Here is a 17884-nt window from a genome sequence, read left to right on the forward strand (position 1 = left end):
TGACATTGCCGGTGGCGTCGTAGGCGATCTGGGTCAACGCATCGCCGGCCGAGGCCGAGCCATCGGCGTTGGCACGCACGGTGCGGGTAAGCAACCAGCCGCGCGGGTGATAGGTCAGGTCGGTGATCACGCCGTTGGCATCGCGCTGACGCACGACACCGCCGTTCTTGTCGTAGGCGACCACGGTGGAGACGTGACCTAACGCATCGGTGACCTGATAGAGATCGCCGGCACGATGGCAGGCACCGCCAGCCGTGCCGCAGCCGGATTCGTCGGTGCTGAGGTAGTAGCTGTATTGCGTGAGATCGGTGACGTCGGTGCGTGGGCCGGTGGCGCTCAGCAGCAGGCCGATAAGCGGGCATTGGGTGGTGTCGACGGCGTCACAGTAAGTGGACGTAGTGCGGCGCACGCCGGTCGGTGGCGTGCCGGTGGTGGCGCAGGTGTAGGAGGCGGCTGCGGATACGGATGGATCGATGTCGCAACGGGCAATGGCCTGCGCGCGACTGTTGTAGACCCAAGCCGTTTTGGCTTGGGTCACACCTTTGTTGTCAGCAACGGTGCGTAACTGAGGAACACGGTTCACCGTATCCCAGGTGGTCGTGGTGGTGAGTTGGTTCGCGCTGCTAACAGCGTCTACTTGTTGATTTAGCAGACCATGAACGTCGTAGGTCGTCGTGGTGACATTGCCGCTGAAATCAGTCGTCGAGGCGGGGTAGCCGTTGGCATCGTAGGTACGGGTCTTGAACGATTGACGGCATTGCGGTGAACAAGGCTGATCGAGCGAAGCGATCTTATTGACCCCCTGTACCGTCGAGAAGCTCATGGTACTGGTCAGACCCAATGGGTACTGAATCGTCGAGTAGCCGTTTGCGGTGTATGTAACGCGTGTAGAACCAATGTTGCCAACGAAATTTGATGAGGTCGCTTGACCGCTGCTGTTGTAGGTCGTGCTTGCGTAGCGCACGCCTGTCTCGTCAACGATGCCAGTCAACACATGAGGCAGGTTCGCACCTCCGGTGAGCGTGGACTCGTTATAGATGTATTGGCGGGTCTTGCCATCCGGATACTGCACCGTCAGCAGATTGCCGTTGCTTGCATCGTAGACGTAGCTCAGTACACCGTTATCGGGCAACGTAACTTGGTGCAGGCGACCGAGGCTATCGTAGGTGAAATTAAGCTGCCGACCGTTCGGATCCGTCACCGTCAACAAGAGATTGGGACTTGGCGCCACCGTACTGGGCGTCGAAACGGTGCTGTAACTCAGCGTAATGCCTTGACCCGTGGCGTCGGTAACCGACTGGAGAAGGCCACTGGCATTGTAGATTTCCGTGTGGCGCAACGCCGCAACAAAAACGCTATAGCCGGTTGCGATACCTTGGGCATTGTCGATTTCAGTAATCGTATTGGGCGTATCGGAATCAGTTGTCCATTGCCCATTGGACTTATTGAAAACTTCCGCCCCGCCATCCGGCCGATTAAGAGCAATGCTGGAAGTTGGACCTTCGCTCGACAACATTTGCAACGATCGATCAAAGCTGTTGCGCCAGTTCTGGCCAATCGCCGTCGAAGTAATGTTCGCATCGCTATTGTAGAAGCGGCGAAAGGTCAGCCATGGGTTCCCCACATAGTCATCGTCTTGCAGATATTTATTGCCGGTCGAAGCGTTGATGGGATCACCAACTATCGTCGGCGCACAACCTGTAGCTGACGTGTTTGCATTTCCGCCTGTACCGCTGCCTCCACCGCCGCCCGCACTGCCCTCGCCCCCCTGGCAGCCGCCACTACCAAAGTTCTTTCCAGCGGAACCTTGAAAAGAGAAGTCATAACCAGACCAATAGGTGTTATTTATCGCACTTGTTGTCCCCGGATCCGCCGTCGCGAACGGATATAGGCTAGATGGGTTAACCAAATGAATAGGAGCAGTGGAACTGCCAGCCAGAAGCGTAGGACTTCCCACGACGCACCTTAAATCGTGCAGCGTGACCGAAGCACCGTACTCTCTTTTTAATTCATTGACATTTGCCTCATTACAGGCATTACATGCAGCCAAAGCCTCCCCATAAGTCTGAAAGGAGCGAACCGCACAAGCGTTCTGAGCCCTTACCGGCTGCACAAAAGAAACCAATAAAAAAATAAATAACCCAGCAATTAATTTAAACAATCGCAGCATACGAACACGATCAAGAAAAACCATACCTTTCCTCGGAGCACCCATAGTGGGTGCAGAAAAAGAGTCATATAAAGAAGGTTTGCGATTTCGATACGAAGGCACGGCAGGAACAAACAAGTGGCTCATTGCAAGCAGTACATCCCTGCCAAACATGACAAACTTCATACGTATCTCCCCGAGTCCTTTCGATGTCATCACACCCTAGCAAGGGCGTGTGACGCGTTTTCGTGCGCAGGTCGGCAATATCTTACATAGCGATACGCGCGCCAAGTCTTTTCGGAACGGTAGAGTCGAGCCGACTCAAAATGAGTCGATGGACGATATGACGATTCGATTGCTCGAGGATGCACTGCTGTGCGTAGTGCTCAGGAAGAAGTTAGTGCTGAGGCTAGAACTTACCCCCTCCCAACCTCCCCCTACACGTAGGGGGAGGGGCAATAACGGCAAGGTCGGGAATCAACGCGAACACCTCACACCATTCTTGCCACCACCACTGTCGCTGCTCTTGTCGTTGCCCTCGTCCTTGACCTCAGGGGCCCCTGTGCGTCGGTGAGGGTTGGACGACAAGGCCCGTAGGGGCATCGACATGGATGTCGATGCTTTTTCGCCAGGGCAGGAAGCCCTGTCGAAAAGCCCGACCGACCCTCACGTACCCGAAGGGCGACGCACCGGGGATGGCCTTCTCTTGGGTTACTTTCTCTTGGCCACGCAAGAGAAAGTGACTCGGGCTCCGGCAGGAGTCCGAAAGCCCGTCGCAGGCGAGCCAGGTCGCGGAAACCCATCCATGAAAATGAAATCAGCGCGACGCAGCACCACCAAGTCGCACTGGGGCAAGTGGCACCCCCTCCCAACCTCCCCCTGTTCGCAGGGGGAGGAGCAAGAGCAAAAGCGAGTCAGCTAGCCAGCGCCAGCATCTCCGTCAACTGCTCCTCAATCCCTTCCAGATCCGGAATCACCGCCACGTCATCGCGCACCAATACCTCAGCGCGCACCCCAGGACGCAACGGCGTGCCATCGTGAGTAGGAATGATGAGCTCAGCGTTAAGGGTGGTCAGGCGCGGAAAACCCTGCGTGACCACCGCGATAAACGGCAGCTTGGGATTGCCGCCGAGGGCTTTAAGCACGGCGACGCGCATGCTTAAACCGGTATCGCCTTCGGCGGCACCGGCCAGCTTGGTGAAGGAGACCAGCGGCACCCGCCAGCCGCGCCAGGCGATGCGGCCCAGCATCCACTCGGGTGCGCCTTCGACAGGCTCGGGAGTTGGCAGGGTGATGACTTCGGCGACAGTGGCGTTAGGCAGCAGCAAGCGCAGGTTGCCGACCGGTACCAGTACGCAGCGGATTTCACGCGGCAGCGGTTGCTCGCTCATCGGCGGCTCTCCAGATCAATCAGTCGTGCGGCCAGCTCGTGCGGTGTGCCGCTGAAATGAACCAGGCGCTCGGCTTGTACGCCGTGCACCATATCGGCGAAATGTTCGTCGGGGCTGGACTCGACCCAGACCTGGCCACCGCGGTCGTGGATGGCCTGGGCGCCAGCGACGGCGTCGTTGGCGTTACCGGCAAAGACAATGGCGATGGCGTCACGTCCAAACACATTGGCGGCCATGGTGAAGCTGGCATCGATAGAGGGCGCCTGGGCCGAGGTCGGCTCGATCGATTGTGTTTCGATACGGCCGTCGCGCAGCAGACGAATCTGCTGGTCGGCCGGTACCACCAGCACTTCACCGACTTTGGCGCGCTGCTCTTTTGAAGCTACACGCACGGGCAGCGCGGAGTGGGCGGCCAGCTTTTCGGTCAGCGAATCCGGCGTTTGGCCGCCTAAATGCTGGGTGTGCAGAATAGTCAGGCGCAAATTGGCAGGCAAGGCGGCAAGAAAAGTGCGTACCGATTCGCCGCTATCGACAGCGGCACCCAACACCAGGATGCGACCATGGGCGACATCGAGTACGTCAAGCATCATTTCGTGGTCGTAGCGTTGCTGCGGCGCAATGGCTGTTTCCATGGAGATCAACTCCAGGCTCAAGCCCGGCTCGATGTCGAAGCCGCCGAAGTCGTTGCTTTCGGGCGCGAGAAAATCAGCAGCACTGAGTTTCTCGACGCCGAATTCACTCGCACTGAGTTTGTTGACTACCGGCGCGGGCGCGGCCAGCGGCGCATCCTCATCGACCAGCGACCAGCTTGCCGCCTGCCCCATCTCGATATCGGCAATCTCGATATCGGTCAGCTCAAAATCCAGCGCATCATGCTTAGTGTCGTGATGCGCCGAGGGAATCGAGGCAACCGTCGTCGCAAAAGTTTCGTCCAGCGGTGCCAGCGAAAGGTGGTCGAGCTGGAACGCCGGCCGGGCAGCGCCAGTCACCGCAGGCGCGGCGTGAGCCACATGGACGGCCTCATGGGCATCAGCCTTGGGAGAGTCAGCCTCGACGAGCGGATCCAGGCCAAAGTGACCATCGTGCAATAGCTGCTCGTCGCCGGCGCTGTAATTCAGGCCGCTGCCGAAATCGTGTTCTTGCTCGGGATGAGCCTTGAGCTGCTGCTCATCGGCGGCGAGCAAGGCTTCGAGTTCTGCGGCGAGGCTTTCGGACTCTTCTGTCGCATGCTGAATCTCCGTAGCGCTTTGCGGCAGCATGGTCATATGCACCGGCTCCACAGCCAGCGGCGGCTCGATGGCAGGCGGCTCCATGACCGGCGGCTGGATAACAGGCAGCTCGATAGCAGGCTTATCTACGGCAGCCAGCACCGGCTCGATGGTGATGGGCTCGGCGATAACAGAATGAACTTCAGCGCTTTCGATCAACGGCTCAGTTGGCGCGGGCGGCTCGACCCATGCGCCCGCGGGCGGCACAAAGGCAGGCGCATCCTGTGGCCGCGGCGGGTCGAGGTCGCCGTGGGTAAGCACCTTGGCGGCAAGATGGCGCGCCCAGCGGGCGCGATCCCAGCCATCAAGGCTGCGGCTGGCCTGGGCGTCATTGAACACCACGCGCGGGTGGCTGCCATGGCTGCCCACGCTGTCGATCACATCGTAAAGGCGGTTGAGTTCGTCGGCCGCATCGTCGTCGAGGTTGACCACGACCACTTCGGCACTGCGCAAGGTATCGCGGCCCAGCGCGGATAATGGACCTTCGTGAACGATGCTGGCGCCGCGCTCGCGCAAGGCCTCGCGCAGATGGCCGCCTAATTCGGCATCGTCAAACAGCAGGGCGACGGCGGTGGCGCGCTGATTCGATACGCCGTCACTCATTCAGCACCCCCAGCAAGCCGGCTTCCATCAAACGCGGGTTCCATCGCGCGCTGTTCGAGCACTTCGTTGATCTGCATGAGCAACTCAGCCTCTTGATAGGGTTTACCGAGGTAACGGTCGACACCGATATCGAAAGCACGCTGGCGATGTTTGTCACCGCTGCGCGAGGTAATCATGATGATCGGCACGCCACGCAGGCGCGCATCGGCCTTCATATGGGTGGCTAGCTCATAGCCGTCCATACGCGGCATTTCGATATCCAGCAGCATCAGGTCGGGCACGCGGTCGTGCAGTTTTTCAACCGCATCGACACCGTCTTTGGCCGTGCTGACCTCGTACTCGTGGCGCTCAAGAATACGGCCGGTGACTTTGCGCATGGTGATGGAGTCGTCGACCACCATGATCAGCGGCCGCACGCGCACTTCATCGACCACCGGCGTCTGCACCGCGCTAAGGCCTTCGCCCAGGCGCTGCTGCCGGCGCACGATGCCGTGACGTACCAGCGGCGCCAAGTCCAGAATCACCAGCACCGAGCCATCGCCCATGATGGTGGCGCCGAGAATGCCGGGCACCGAGCTGATCTGCGGGCCGACCGACTTCACCACGATTTCGCGTGAGCCGATCACCGCATCGATGCGAATCGCCGCACGCAGGTCACCGGCGCGGGTCAGCAGCAGCGGCAGCTGAGTTTCTTCACCCGGATGTCCGGGCACCACGCCGAGCAATTCGGCCAGATCGTGAATGCCGTAATGCTCGCCGCCATAGGGGAACGAGGGCTCGTTCTCGCTCAGGCGACCCGCGAGTTCGTCAGGACTGATGCGCGCCACGCCTTGTACCGAGGTCATCGGGATGGCGAAGGTGGCTTCGCCCACGCGCACCAGGATGGCCTGGGTTACCGCCAGCGTAAACGGCAGACGCAAGACAAAGCTGGTGCCCTGCCCGGCTTGCGATTCGATCGCCAGCGAGCCGCCCAGTTGTTTGATCTCGTTGGCGACGACGTCCATGCCTACGCCGCGACCGGCCAGCTGGGTCACTTCGCCGGCGGTGGAGAAACCGGGCTGGGTAATCAGCGCCAGCAATTGATCGTCGCTGGGCTTGGCGTCGGCGCGCAGCAAGCCGCGCTCGATACCGCGCTTGCGCACGGCATCGCGATCCAGGCCACGGCCATCGTCGGTAACCCGCACGACGACCTCGGTGGCCTCACGGGCCACGCGAATGCGTACGGCGCCTTCCACCGGCTTGCCGGCCTTGCGGCGATCGGCCGGGGATTCGATACCGTGGGCCACCGCGTTGCGCAGCATGTGTTCGAACGGTGCCTTGATGCGGTCGAGCAGGTTGCGATCCATTTCGCCGTGGGCACCTTCCACGAAAAGCTGGGCGCTCTTGCCCTGCTCTTGTGCGGCCTGGCGCAGGGTACGGCGCAGGTTGGGCACCATGGTGTCGAACGGCAGCATGCGGGTGCGCAGCAAGCCGTCTTGCAGCTCGGAACTCACGCGCGACTGCTGGATCAGCAAGGTCTCGGCCTGACGGGTCAACTCGTCAAGCATGTTCTGGATGGATACCAAGTCGGACACCGACTCGGCCAACGCACGCGAGTACTGCTGCAACTGCGAGTAACGATCCAGCTCGAGCGGATCGAATACCGACAAACCGGCCTCGCGATGCTCGCGCTGGAAGCGCGCGATGATTTGCGCTTCGGTTTCGATCTCCAGCATGCGCAACTGACTGCGCAAACGGGCCACGGTTTGTTCCAGCTCGACCAGGTTGAAGCGATAGCCGGCCACCTGCTGTTCCAGGCGCGAGCGGTAGATCGCCACCTCGCCGGCATGGTTGACCAAGGTGTCGAGCAGGTCAGCGCGAACGCGGATCTGTTCTTGCGAGCTACGCGTTTCTTCCTGCGTATCGGGCAACAACTCGGGCAGGTCGAGCAAGGCCATATGCCGCGTCGGTGCGACCGGCTCTGCCGGTGCGGCCACTGGCTCGACGGTGTCGGCGGCGACGGTGGTTTCGCCGGACATGCTCAGGAAGCGATCGATCATCGCCTGCGGATAATCCAGGCTGCTGCCTTGCGCCGCGCGCTGGACCAATTGATGCAGCTGGTCGAAGCCGGATTCCAACGCCGGAATCAGCTCGCCGATATAGATCGAGCCATGCTGCGCGACTTCGTGGCTGATCGGTTTTTCCAGCAGGGTTTCGATCGCGTGGGTGAGATCGCCCATGGCGACCATGCCGGCAATACGCGCACCGCCCTTAAGGGTATGCAGGTCGCGCTGCAGGCCACCGGCGTGCTCCATCTGCGCCGGCTCGGCACGCCATGCGGCAAGCACACCATCGGCGTGATCGAGAATCTCGCGGGCCTCTTCGATGAAGATTTCCAGCAGATCGTGATCGATCAATTCGTGCGGCTGCAGCTCGCGCGGCTCGGCGCTAGCCACTTCGGCGACATGCCCCGGCTGGGCCGCCGGTGCCTGGGCTTCCTCCATCGCCGCGACGGCGACAGGCTCGTCGTGAACTTGGTCGCTGTGAGCCGCGTTGGAAACAGCGGCCACCAGCCCGGCCTCAGCCAGGCCGACCACTTCGTGCTGCAGCGGCGCTGCAACATGCTCGGCGGCAACCGGCGCGACAGCCGCGGGTTCAATGACCGCGGATTCAATGACTGCAGGTTCGATGACCGCAGCTTCGGCGATTACCGGCTCAGCCGCAGGCTGGATAACCGGTGGCTCGACGAACTTGGCCTCGACGGGCGAGCTGGCATGCTCGACCAGCGGAGTCAGATCGGTGGTGTAGAAGCGATCGAGGCTGACGTGATCCGAGCTGATTTGATCGAAGTGCGTGTGATCGAAATTGGGCTTGTCAAAGTGCACTGCCCGTCCATCGGTTTCATCGACGCTGGCATCGGCGGCGTGCAGCGGCTCGGCATGATCGAGTTCGGCATGCGGCAGCTCGAGGTGCTCGGATTCGATCGAGGTCAACGCTTCAACTGGCTCGACCTGCTCGGCAGCCACAGGCTGGTGCGACGCCTCGATGTGCTCAAGCGGATGCGGCGGCGTAGCCGGCTCATCGAGCAGGTCGGCGAAGATCTTATCGAATTCCTCGTCGTCGCTGCTGCGATGCAGGCCGGTCGATACCGGCTCCAGTGTCATGCCGTCGCTGATGCTGTGGTGATCGTTAAGCGGGGTTACTGTTTCTTGATCGAAGGCATTGAGCGCGGCTAGCAGCTCGGCGCTGAACTCGTCGACAGGCTCATTACCGTGGTCGCCATCGAGCGGCTGCGGCGGTGTTTCGAGCAGATGATCGGCCAGCGCAGGCTCGGCGTCATGCCCGTGCTCGTGCTCGTGCTCGTGCGAAGCCTGCGCCTCCACCGCATGCGGCTCGGGCAGCTCCGGCAGCTCGTACTCGTGCGGCTCAAACACCACATGAGCGATTTTCGGCTCGGGCTGGCTATCGCGCAGTTCGATGATCCGCGCGATCAAGCTGTCGATGTTCGGCAGATGCGGCACGGCCACGTCGAACTGACTCATCACCTGTTCGGTGGCATCGGCGCTCTGGTCGAGCAGACGCACACCCTCGGCCGTCAGCGGTTCGCCGACGGCGCGCAAGCGCTTGAGCAGGCTTTCCAGCGGTGACAGCAGCTGGGTCAGCTGGGGAATCTCGACCATAGCGATGGCACCGTGCAGGGTATGCACGGCACGCAGCAAGCCGTCGTCGATGGGTAGCGCGCCATCGATGCGATGAATCGATTCGCGGCTGGTCGAGACGCGGATGGTGTGCAGGTATTGCGCCACTTCGCTGCGCAGGATTTCCAGCAACACCGGATCGACCGGCGGCAGCTCCGAGGTGGGTATCGCATCCGGGTTGGAGGCAAAGGCATGCTCCACCAACGCCGCCTCATGCGCGGTCTCGATCGAGGCGAGGCTGGCGGCAGGAATCGTATCGGCGGCACCGTCGAAGCGTGGCACCCGGCGACGGACGATCCGGCGCACGGTTTCCATCGCCGCCGGGGCGATATCTTCGACGCGGGCGCCGTCTTGACCGGCGCCCAGGCGATCGGCGGTTTCCATGATGGCGTTAAGCGGCACGTTCGGTGCCGGGCCGCCCTTGAGCGCGGTCAACAACTGCGGCAACGCGCCGATGGCGTGGTGTACCAGCGCCTGCACCCCTGCGTGCGGATGAATCGACGCATCCAGCACGCGGTTGAGCAGATTCTCGATCTTCCACGCGTACTCGCCGAGCAGGCCGGCACCGACCAGGCGGCCCGATCCTTTCAGCGTGTGGAACGAGCGGCGAATCGACAGCAGCGAATCGTGTTTGCTCGGCACGGCCTGGGCGAGATCGGTCAGCCAGCTTTGTTCGGCACTGCGCAGGCTATCGATCTCTTCCTGCATTTCTTCGAGGAAGATCTCGCGGATATCGTCGTCGATGCCTTCGGCGCTGAGTTCGAAGCTGGCCTTGCCTTCACCCGCAGCCTGGCCCACCGGCACCTGCTCGATGATTTCCTCTTCGATCTCGATCCAGTCGCCTTCGCCGCCCTGCGCAATGGCGCTATGCGGGATGCCGTGCTCGGTATCGACCAGACGCAATCCGGACAACTCGTGAGCCGCCGCGATCGGCGCTTCGCGGTCACCCAGAAAGAGATGAGTGGGATCCTGCCCTTCGGCCACGCTGACGGTTTCGGACAGCTCCGGATGAGCCGCCAGATCGCCACCGAGGTCGGCCGCAGGTACCGCCGCGATATCGGCAAACGTCGCCACCCGCGCTGCCGGCGGCGGCCAATAGCCGAGCCGGCCTAGGCTGTGCTCGGCCACATCGAGAATATGTTCGAGCCCGCCGCGATGTTCACGGGCGGCTTCCAGGTAATACTCCAGCGCGGCCAGGGCGTCGGCCAGATGATCCATCTGGGTGCTGGTCGGCACCCGGCGATCGCCCAGCAATTCGTTGCCGACAAAGCGGCCGATGCCATCGGCCAGCTCGGCCGGGCGCGGCGCGGACAGCATGGCGCCGGCCACTTCATCCATCAGCCCGCCGACATCGCGCAGTTGCTCGTGATGCCAGCCCGACTCGATGTAAGCGACGATGGCATCCTTCACCTTGCCGGTGTTGGTGGTGGCCTCGTGCATCAAGGTGGCGAGAATATGCCGCGCCTCGCTGCGCGGCAGGGTCGCCGGATTGACATCGGCATTGGTGTCATCGGCGCCAAGACTTTCGATATGGTCATCGAGCGAGGCTTCGACATAAAGCAATGCGCCGGCGACGTCGAGCAGCACGTCTTCGTCAGCGGCGCGCAGGCGCTGGGCGATTTCTTCCAGCACCCGCCGCTGTTCGTTGACGACACGGCGCGGCACGCCCAGGGCCAGCATGCCCAGGGTATCGCCGACACGTTCGAGAATTTCGCCCTGGCTGGTCAGCTGCGCGGGGTCGGCATCGGTTTGCCGTAAGAACAGATCCAGCGCTTCTTTGACGCGCAGCAAATCGTCTTTCAACGCGCGCGATACCGAGTCGAGCAAGGCGCGGTTGTGGCCGGACATCGAGCCGCGTGCATGCTCCACTTCGCTGGCATCAGGCAGCAAGGCATCCAGCTGATAGGTTTTTGCCAGCGCCGCCATATGCGGCGTGCGCTGCTTGGCCTGGGCCACCGTATAAAGCAGTTTGCGCGCCAACTCGTCAGAGTCGCCGCCGTGCAGGCTGTCTTCGCCGTGCTCGATCAACTGGCGGATATTGCGGTCGACCTTGCCGATCAGCTGACGCACTTCGCCGGCATGGTTTTTCAGCGCACCCTGCTGCAGACCTTCGAGCACACCGGCGGCGATCCACCACAAGCGACGGCCCGGCACGCTGTAGCAGCGCGCGGCAATGCCATCGAGGGTATGGCGCATGCCGGCCAGTTGCTGCTCGGCGCCCTGGCCACGAAACCAGGCCAGCAGCTGCTGCTGGAAGCGCAGGCGCAACTCGGCGATTTCGCCGCGCTGGCGTTCGGCCTCGCCTTCGTTCATGGCGGCCGGCGCATCGTCCGGCAGCGGCATATCGAGATTCGGGTTGAACAGCACCGACTCGTGCAGCGCCTCTTGTCCGCGGCTGGCCCGCAGTTCGTTCAATAGCGGCAGCAGCACCACCGGCACATCGCGATGGCCGCTGGACAGGCGCTCGAGATAATCGGGCAACTGCATCAGGCCGCGCATCAAGGCGGCGTAGGCGTCTTCACGCTGGGCCACATGACCTTCGAACAAGGCGATGGCCAGGGTTTCCATCTCTTCGGCGACCAGCGCGGTGCCGTAGAGCTCGACCATGCGCAGGGTGCCGCGCACCTGGTGCAGGCTTTCCGCACAGGAGCGCATGACATCGCGGTTGCCCGGGTTGTCTACGTAGGATTCCAGCGCCTCGCGGGCTATCGCCAGAGTCTCGTCGAGCTCTGGCTTGACCCATTGCAGGGTAGTGAAATCGATGTGGTCTTGAAGTCTCATGCGTCCATCTCAACGGCCGCGTTACTGCGTGACGCAACCATCGAGGTTGCCCCCTGATAAGTACGTTGTGTCGTCAACCCGGCAACTTAAAGTGCGCCACCGAACGCCGTAGATCGCTTGCCAACTGCGCGAGATAACCGATCGAGTCGGCGGTCTGGCTGGCACCTTGCGAGGTCTGCGACGTAATTTCCTGAATTGCGTTCATCGACTGTGAAATGTCGGTGGCCGCTGCGGACTGCTCGCGCGCCGCGGTAGAGATGTTTTGAATCAGTGCGGACAAATCGTGCGAGACGCGCTCGATGTCGCCCAGCGCACTGCCGGCGTCTTCGGCCAGGCGTGCACCGGCGACCACCTCGGCGGTGGTCTGTTCCATCGAGTTCACCGCTTCGTTGGTATCGGACTGAATCGTCTGCACCAGCGTTTCGATTCGCTTCGTGGCGCTGGCGGAGCGTTCGGCCAGTCGCTGCACTTCGTCCGCCACCACCGCGAAACCGCGGCCGGCCTCACCGGCCGAGGCCGCCTGGATGGCCGCGTTGAGCGCGAGGATGTTGGTCTGCTCGGCAATGTCGTTAATCAGTTCCACGATCGAGCCGATTTCTTGCGAGGACTCACCCAGTCGCTTAATACGCTTGGAGGTTTCCTGGATCTGGTCGCGAATCGAGTCCATGCCGGAGATCGTCTCGCGCACCACTTCGGCGCCGTGCGAGGCGATTTTCACCGAGCGTTCGGCCACGTCGGCGGATTCGGCCGAGTTCTTGGAGACGTTATCCATCGAGCTGGCGATCTGGTTGATCGCCGTGGTCGCGGTGCTGATACGTTGCGCCTGATGCTCGGCCGACTCGGCCAGATGGCGCGCGGTGGTCTGGGTTTCTTGCGCCGACGACGACACCTGCTCGGAGGTTTCGTTAATCGTCGTCACCAGGGTGCGCAGCTCGTCGATCGCGTAGTTCACCGAGTCGGCGATGGCGCCGGTGATGTCTTCGGTCACGGTGGTTTTGACGGTGAGGTCACCTTCGGCCAGCGAGCCCATTTCGTCCAGCAGGCGCATGATGGCCTCCTGGTTACGCTGGTTGAGCTCGGTACTGTCGCGGAAGCGGCGGCGCTGATCGCCGACCTGCTGCACCACCAGCAACAATGCGAAAGCTACTGCGCCCAACGCGCCCAGCACGCCCCACCACACATTCGGGAACAAGCGACGCAACGGCAGCTTGCCGATCTGATCGGCCAGTTCGTTGGCGCGCAGCAAGACGTTTTGCGAGTTCAGCGAGCCCTGGTTACCGGCGCGCTTCACTTCGCTCAAGGTACCGGCGGCGCCGATCAGCTTGTTGACCGGGTCTTGTACGCCTTCCCAGGTGCCCTGCATTTCGGTGAGGATTTTGCGCGAGTTGGCGTCGCCCATGGCCTTGACGCCGACCTCGGCGTTACCGGCCAGCAAGCCCTTGAGCACACTGCCGTACAGCTGACCGTCGCGGGCCAGGCCATCGGCGGCGGGCTGCGAGGCGTCACCACCCTGCAATACCTCTTGCACGCGGCGGATCATACGGTCGGCCAGCAACATCTGGCGCGCCGAGGTGTAGGTCTGCTCGGCGCTGCCGCCATGCTGCTGCAGAATGTTCACCACCTGCTCCATGCTCGAGTTGAGCACCGGCAGTTCACGCGAAAGGGTCGATGCGCGCTGGGCGGAGTCGAGCACCAAGGCCTTATTGGAGAGGATCTTGCCGATGTCGCCATCGAGCTGGCCCCAGGCGTTGGTCAGCGCGGACACGGCCCGGCCGGCGGGTGATGCATTGCCATCCGCATAGGCCTGCATGCCGCCTTTGGCATCGCCTTTGTTGAGTCGCTGCACCGCCGAGTCGATGGAGTTACGGTTGCTCTCCAGCTCCTTGAACGATTCGACGTTGCCGTCGGCGGCTTCGAGCGCGTACTTCGCCGTCTGCTGCGACAACACCTGGATTTGCGTGGTTAGCGCAATCGCCTGGCGGTCCTCGCCGTTCTTGAAAGTGAGTAGAACAAAATCCAGTACCGCGAAGCCGATTGCGACCAGCAGCAAGACGATAAGGCCAGATTGGCCTCTTTCCTTGCCGACGCCCCCTGTAGTACTCATGTGCTTTACCTCGCCCGTCTACACCACGCCAGCAAACCCGCTAACGATGACTGGGACATTGCCCCCGTAACCCACTATTCCCGGCCTCGAAACGGCGCCGGCCCTACCTAGCAGCTCGCAGTTCTCACTCTCTTACTCTTACATCCGCCATCAGGCCGCGGCCTGACGAAAATCCGGCGCACGCACCAAACGATTCATACTAAACACCGCCAAGCGTTGTTCACCCACACGATCTTCGACAAAGCGTGAAAGCCGCGCATCGTCTTCCGGCTCGGCATCGCGGCGTTGCTCGGCATCGACGGTGCGCTGACCGAAAACTTCGTCGACCAGCAGCGCCACGCTGCCGCCGCCCTGACGCACTACCAGCAAACGGCTGCGCTCATTCTGCAAGGTGCGCTCGCCAAACAGGAACCGCGCCAGGTCGATCACCGGCACCAAATTACCGCGCACGTTGGCGATACCCAGCAGCCACGGCTGGGTGCCCGGCACCGGGGTCAACGGCGGCGGCGCAAGCAATTCGTTGATTTCTTCGATGCCGCTGACGAACAAGCGGCTGCCCGCGCGATAACCAATGCCGCGCCACAAACCCGGTGCTTCGAGTTTTTCGGGTGTTTCCGAGGCGTGGATCAGCGACAGCCGCTCATAGCGGGCAAGTATTTCGAAGGGGGTGAACGTGGTCGCTTGACTCATCGTCGCCTCACACCTTGCTCGGCAGGAGTTCGTTGATACAGGCCAGTAGTTCTTTTTCGTTGACCGGCTTGGTGATGAAGGCCTTGGCACCTTGGCGCATGCCCCAAACGCGATCGGTTTCCATCGATTTCGTGGTGATCATCACGATCGGCACATGCTTGGTGGCCTCGTCGCGGCTCAGTGTGCGGGTGGCCTGAAAACCGTTCATGCCCGGCATGACGACGTCCATGATGATCAAATCGGGCTGATCGGCGCGCACGCGCTCGATGCCCTCTTCGGCATTGCTGACAGAACTGACTTCGTGACCCGCGCGCTCGAGCAGCGTCACGAGCACGTGCACGTCCGTCGGCGAATCGTCGATGATGAAAATGTGGGCCACAGCTCCCCCTTAAGATGCTGCAGTCGCAGGTTTAAACCGTGCTGACATGTCGATGAATGGCGCCAAGCAGTTCATCTCGCGTGAACGGCTTGGTCAAGTACTGCTCCGCACCGACGATGCGGCCGCGAGCTTTGTCAAACAGACCATCCTTCGAGCTAAGCATGATCACCGGTGTGGCACGAAATTGCGGGTTGTTTTTAATCAACGCGCAGGTCTGATAGCCATCAAGGCGCGGCATCATGATGTCGACGAAGATGATCGCAGGTCGCTGGTCGGAGATCTTGGCCAGGGCCTCGAACCCGTCGACGGCGGTGAGCACGTCGCAACCTTCCTTACTCAACAGTGTCTCCGCCGTGCGGCGAATGGTCTTTGAGTCGTCGATTACCATGACCTTGAGACCAACAAGGTCACTGCCATTCACGTTCAAGTTCACTCAACCCCCCTGTGGCCCGCCCCGGCTCAGGTAATACACAAAGCCGTCAGCCTATGGCCGCCGGCTCAAGATGGACAAAAAAGAATTCTGCAAGAATTTTCACTGCTGAGCCACTCGTGAGGTGGCCCACTTGTGCGTTGCTGTTTACCGCCTGTCTGGCGGAACGTCAAGCTGAATTCGTTGGTGACTAGGTACATACGGACGATTCTGCAAGTTTCTGATGACAAATGTCGTGCGCCAGGTTGGCGAATTGCGCCTTGCCGGCTGGGGACCGCCTCGGCGAACATCATGGTTTTGCGATACTCCACCGTCCCCATTCGCCCCCTACATCTTCAGGAGTAATGACCATGGCCCTATCGGTCGCCGTGCTGATGGACCCCATCGGCGCCATCAAGGTTGCCAAGGACACTAGTTTTGCCATGCTGCTGGAGGCCCAGCGGCGTGGCCATCAGCTGTATTACCTGGAACAGGGCGACCTGGCTGTGCGCGACGGCACACCCTGGGCGAGGATGGCGTCGCTGCAAGTCAAAGACGATCCGTCGGCCTGGTTCACCCTGGGCCAGGCGCAATGGCGCGACCTGCGTGAACTGGACGTGGTGCTGATGCGCAAAGACCCGCCGGTCGACCCGCAGTTTGTCTACGACACCATGGTGTTGGAGCTGGCCCAGCGTGCCGGGGTCAAGGTCATCAACGACCCGCAGGCGTTGCGCGACTGCAACGAAAAACTTTACGCCCTGAACTTCCCCCAGTGCATCGTGCCGACCCTGGTGTCGCGCGATGCCGGCGAGCTGCGCCGTTTTGCCGCCGAGCATGGCGAGGTGGTGTTGAAGCCGCTCGATGGCATGGGCGGGCGCGGCATTTTCCGGGTCAAGGCGGGCGACAGCAACTTGAACTCGATGCTGGAAACCCTGCTGGCCGGCGGCCCGCACGGCGAGGGCCGGCAATTTACGATTGCGCAGAAATACATCCCGGAGATCAGCGCAGGCGACAAACGTATTCTGCTGATCGATGGCGAGCCGGTGCCGTATGCGCTGGCGCGGATCCCGCAAGGTAACGAGTTTCGCGGCAACCTCGCCGCCGGTGGCCGTGGCGTAGGCGTGCCGCTGTCTGAACGCGATCGCTGGATCGCCGCGCAAATCGCCCCGGAGCTGCGCCGCCGCGGCCTGCTGTTCGTCGGCCTGGATGTGATCGGCGACTACCTCACCGAGATCAACGTCACATCGCCGACATGCGTGCGCGAACTCGACGCGCAGTTCGGGCTTAATATTGCCGGTCAGCTGTTCGACGTCGTCGAAAGCGTCATCACCGGAAGCCGCACTGCGTGAATGTTCCATCCCGCACCACCCGCAGCCAGCCGAAGCCGGGCTGGCTGGATCATCCAGCCGCCCGTGCGGCTGACCCGGCCGGCATTGCCGGGTCGATGGCATGACGATGGGCCAGCGCAGCGGCGAAAAGCTGTCGTCGAGTACGCCAGCGACGGTTCCGGCAATGCCAGCGGCGATGCCGGCCCAGCCGGCCTCCGGCGCCGACCCGATCGGTGCCACCTTGCTGTTTTCGCTGCTCTTGCACGGCGTGCTGGTGCTTGGCATCACGTTTCACTACATCAAGGCCAAACCCAGCCTGCCCACGCTGGATGTCACCCTGGTCGACGTGGCCAACCGCGAGGCGCCTGCGAAAGCCGACTTTCTGGCCCAGGCGAACAACCAGGGCGGCGGCGAAAGCGACCAGGCAGCCCGGCCCTCGCAACAGTTTTCCGGCCTGCTGCCCACCCCCAGCAACGGTATTGCCACGCAACCTGCCGAGGCCCACGCACCGGCACCGCAGCAGGCCACCGATGCCAAGTTGCTGACCACCACCAGTGACAGCCACTACAGCGTCGACACCGATACCGCCAAGCATGAGCAGTTGCCGCAAAACCTGCCCGAGTCGGCCGAAGATGCGCAGCGGCAACAGGAAATGGCCCAGCTGGCGGCCGAGCTGCGCGATCGCAACGAGGCCTATGCCAAGCGGCCGAAGAAAAAATTCATCTCGGCCAATACCACCGAGTATCTCTACGCGGCCTATATGCGTGGCTGGGTCGACCGGGTCGAACGTACCGGCAATTTGAATTATCCCGACGAGGCCCGCCGCCGTGGCATGTATGGCGAGCTGGTACTTACCGTGACGCTTAACCGCAACGGCAGCATCAATAAGATCGAGGTGATCAAAAGCTCCGGCCACGATCTGCTCGATGCGGCGGCGCAACGTATCGTCCGGCTGGCCGCGCCGTTCCCGGCCCTGCCCGCCGACAAAGAACGCGTGGACGAATTGCATATCACCCGTACCTGGCAGTTTCTTCAGGGCAATACCCTGCGCACTCGCTGAGGCCGTGCGCACCCAGCCAGGGTTGGCGTGCGCATTCTGTGAACA

Annotated in this window: 10 protein-coding genes; 2 read left to right on the forward strand and 8 right to left on the reverse strand. The window is 61.9% G+C overall.

The genetic code is table 11. The annotated features are described in order from the left end of the window. The 8 genes from OUZ52_RS18070 to pilG form a co-directional block, all read right to left on the reverse strand. Positions 1–2335, reverse strand: a 2335-nt coding sequence (locus OUZ52_RS18070) for a DUF6531 domain-containing protein (protein ID WP_266159927.1), incomplete at its 3' end; no start/stop codon positions are given. Between the two features lie 728 nt (positions 2336–3063). Further along, positions 3064–3540 (reverse strand): chemotaxis protein CheW, encoded by a 477-nt coding sequence (locus OUZ52_RS18075; RefSeq protein WP_266159928.1) that lies wholly within the window; start codon positions 3538–3540, stop codon positions 3064–3066. After that, positions 3537–5411: a chemotaxis protein CheB gene (locus OUZ52_RS18080; protein ID WP_266159929.1), complete on the reverse strand. Its 1875-nt coding sequence runs from the start codon at positions 5409–5411 to the stop codon at positions 3537–3539. Before OUZ52_RS18080 ends, OUZ52_RS18075 begins: the two co-directional genes overlap by 4 nt. Then, positions 5408–11869 carry a FimL-related protein gene (locus OUZ52_RS18085; protein ID WP_266159930.1) on the reverse strand — a complete coding sequence of 2154 codons (6462 nt, stop codon included), beginning with the start codon at positions 11867–11869 and terminating at the stop codon, positions 5408–5410. The genes OUZ52_RS18080 and OUZ52_RS18085 overlap by 4 nt, the downstream gene beginning before the upstream one ends. Before the next feature lie 73 nt (positions 11870–11942). After that, entirely contained in the window at positions 11943–13973 is a 2031-nt protein-coding gene (locus OUZ52_RS18090; protein ID WP_266159931.1) for a methyl-accepting chemotaxis protein, read from the reverse strand. A 150-nt stretch (positions 13974–14123) separates the two neighbouring features. Beyond that, positions 14124–14663 carry a chemotaxis protein CheW gene (locus tag OUZ52_RS18095; protein WP_266159932.1) on the reverse strand — a complete coding sequence of 180 codons (540 nt, stop codon included), beginning with the start codon at positions 14661–14663 and terminating at the stop codon, positions 14124–14126. A gap of 7 nt (positions 14664–14670) precedes the next feature. Next, positions 14671–15042 (reverse strand): response regulator, encoded by a 372-nt coding sequence (locus tag OUZ52_RS18100; RefSeq protein ID WP_266159933.1) that lies wholly within the window; start codon positions 15040–15042, stop codon positions 14671–14673. Positions 15043–15073: 31 nt separating this feature from the next. Next, on the reverse strand, positions 15074–15430 hold the full coding sequence (gene pilG, locus OUZ52_RS18105; RefSeq protein WP_191983671.1) for a twitching motility response regulator PilG: 357 nt from the start codon (positions 15428–15430) through the stop codon (positions 15074–15076). Between the two features lie 392 nt (positions 15431–15822). Here pilG and gshB point away from each other — a divergent pair, with 392 nt between their 5' ends. Both gshB and OUZ52_RS18115 read left to right on the forward strand, forming a co-directional pair. Next, positions 15823–16800, forward strand: coding sequence for a glutathione synthase (gshB, locus tag OUZ52_RS18110; protein ID WP_266159934.1), 978 nt, complete (start codon positions 15823–15825; stop codon positions 16798–16800). Between the two features lie 175 nt (positions 16801–16975). Continuing rightward, on the forward strand, positions 16976–17839 hold the full coding sequence (locus OUZ52_RS18115) for an energy transducer TonB (RefSeq protein WP_266159935.1): 864 nt from the start codon (positions 16976–16978) through the stop codon (positions 17837–17839). Positions 17840–17884 lie beyond the last annotated feature (45 nt).

This window comes from Dyella silvatica, assembly GCF_026283955.1.
Lineage (GTDB): Bacteria > Pseudomonadota > Gammaproteobacteria > Xanthomonadales > Rhodanobacteraceae > Dyella_C > Dyella_C silvatica.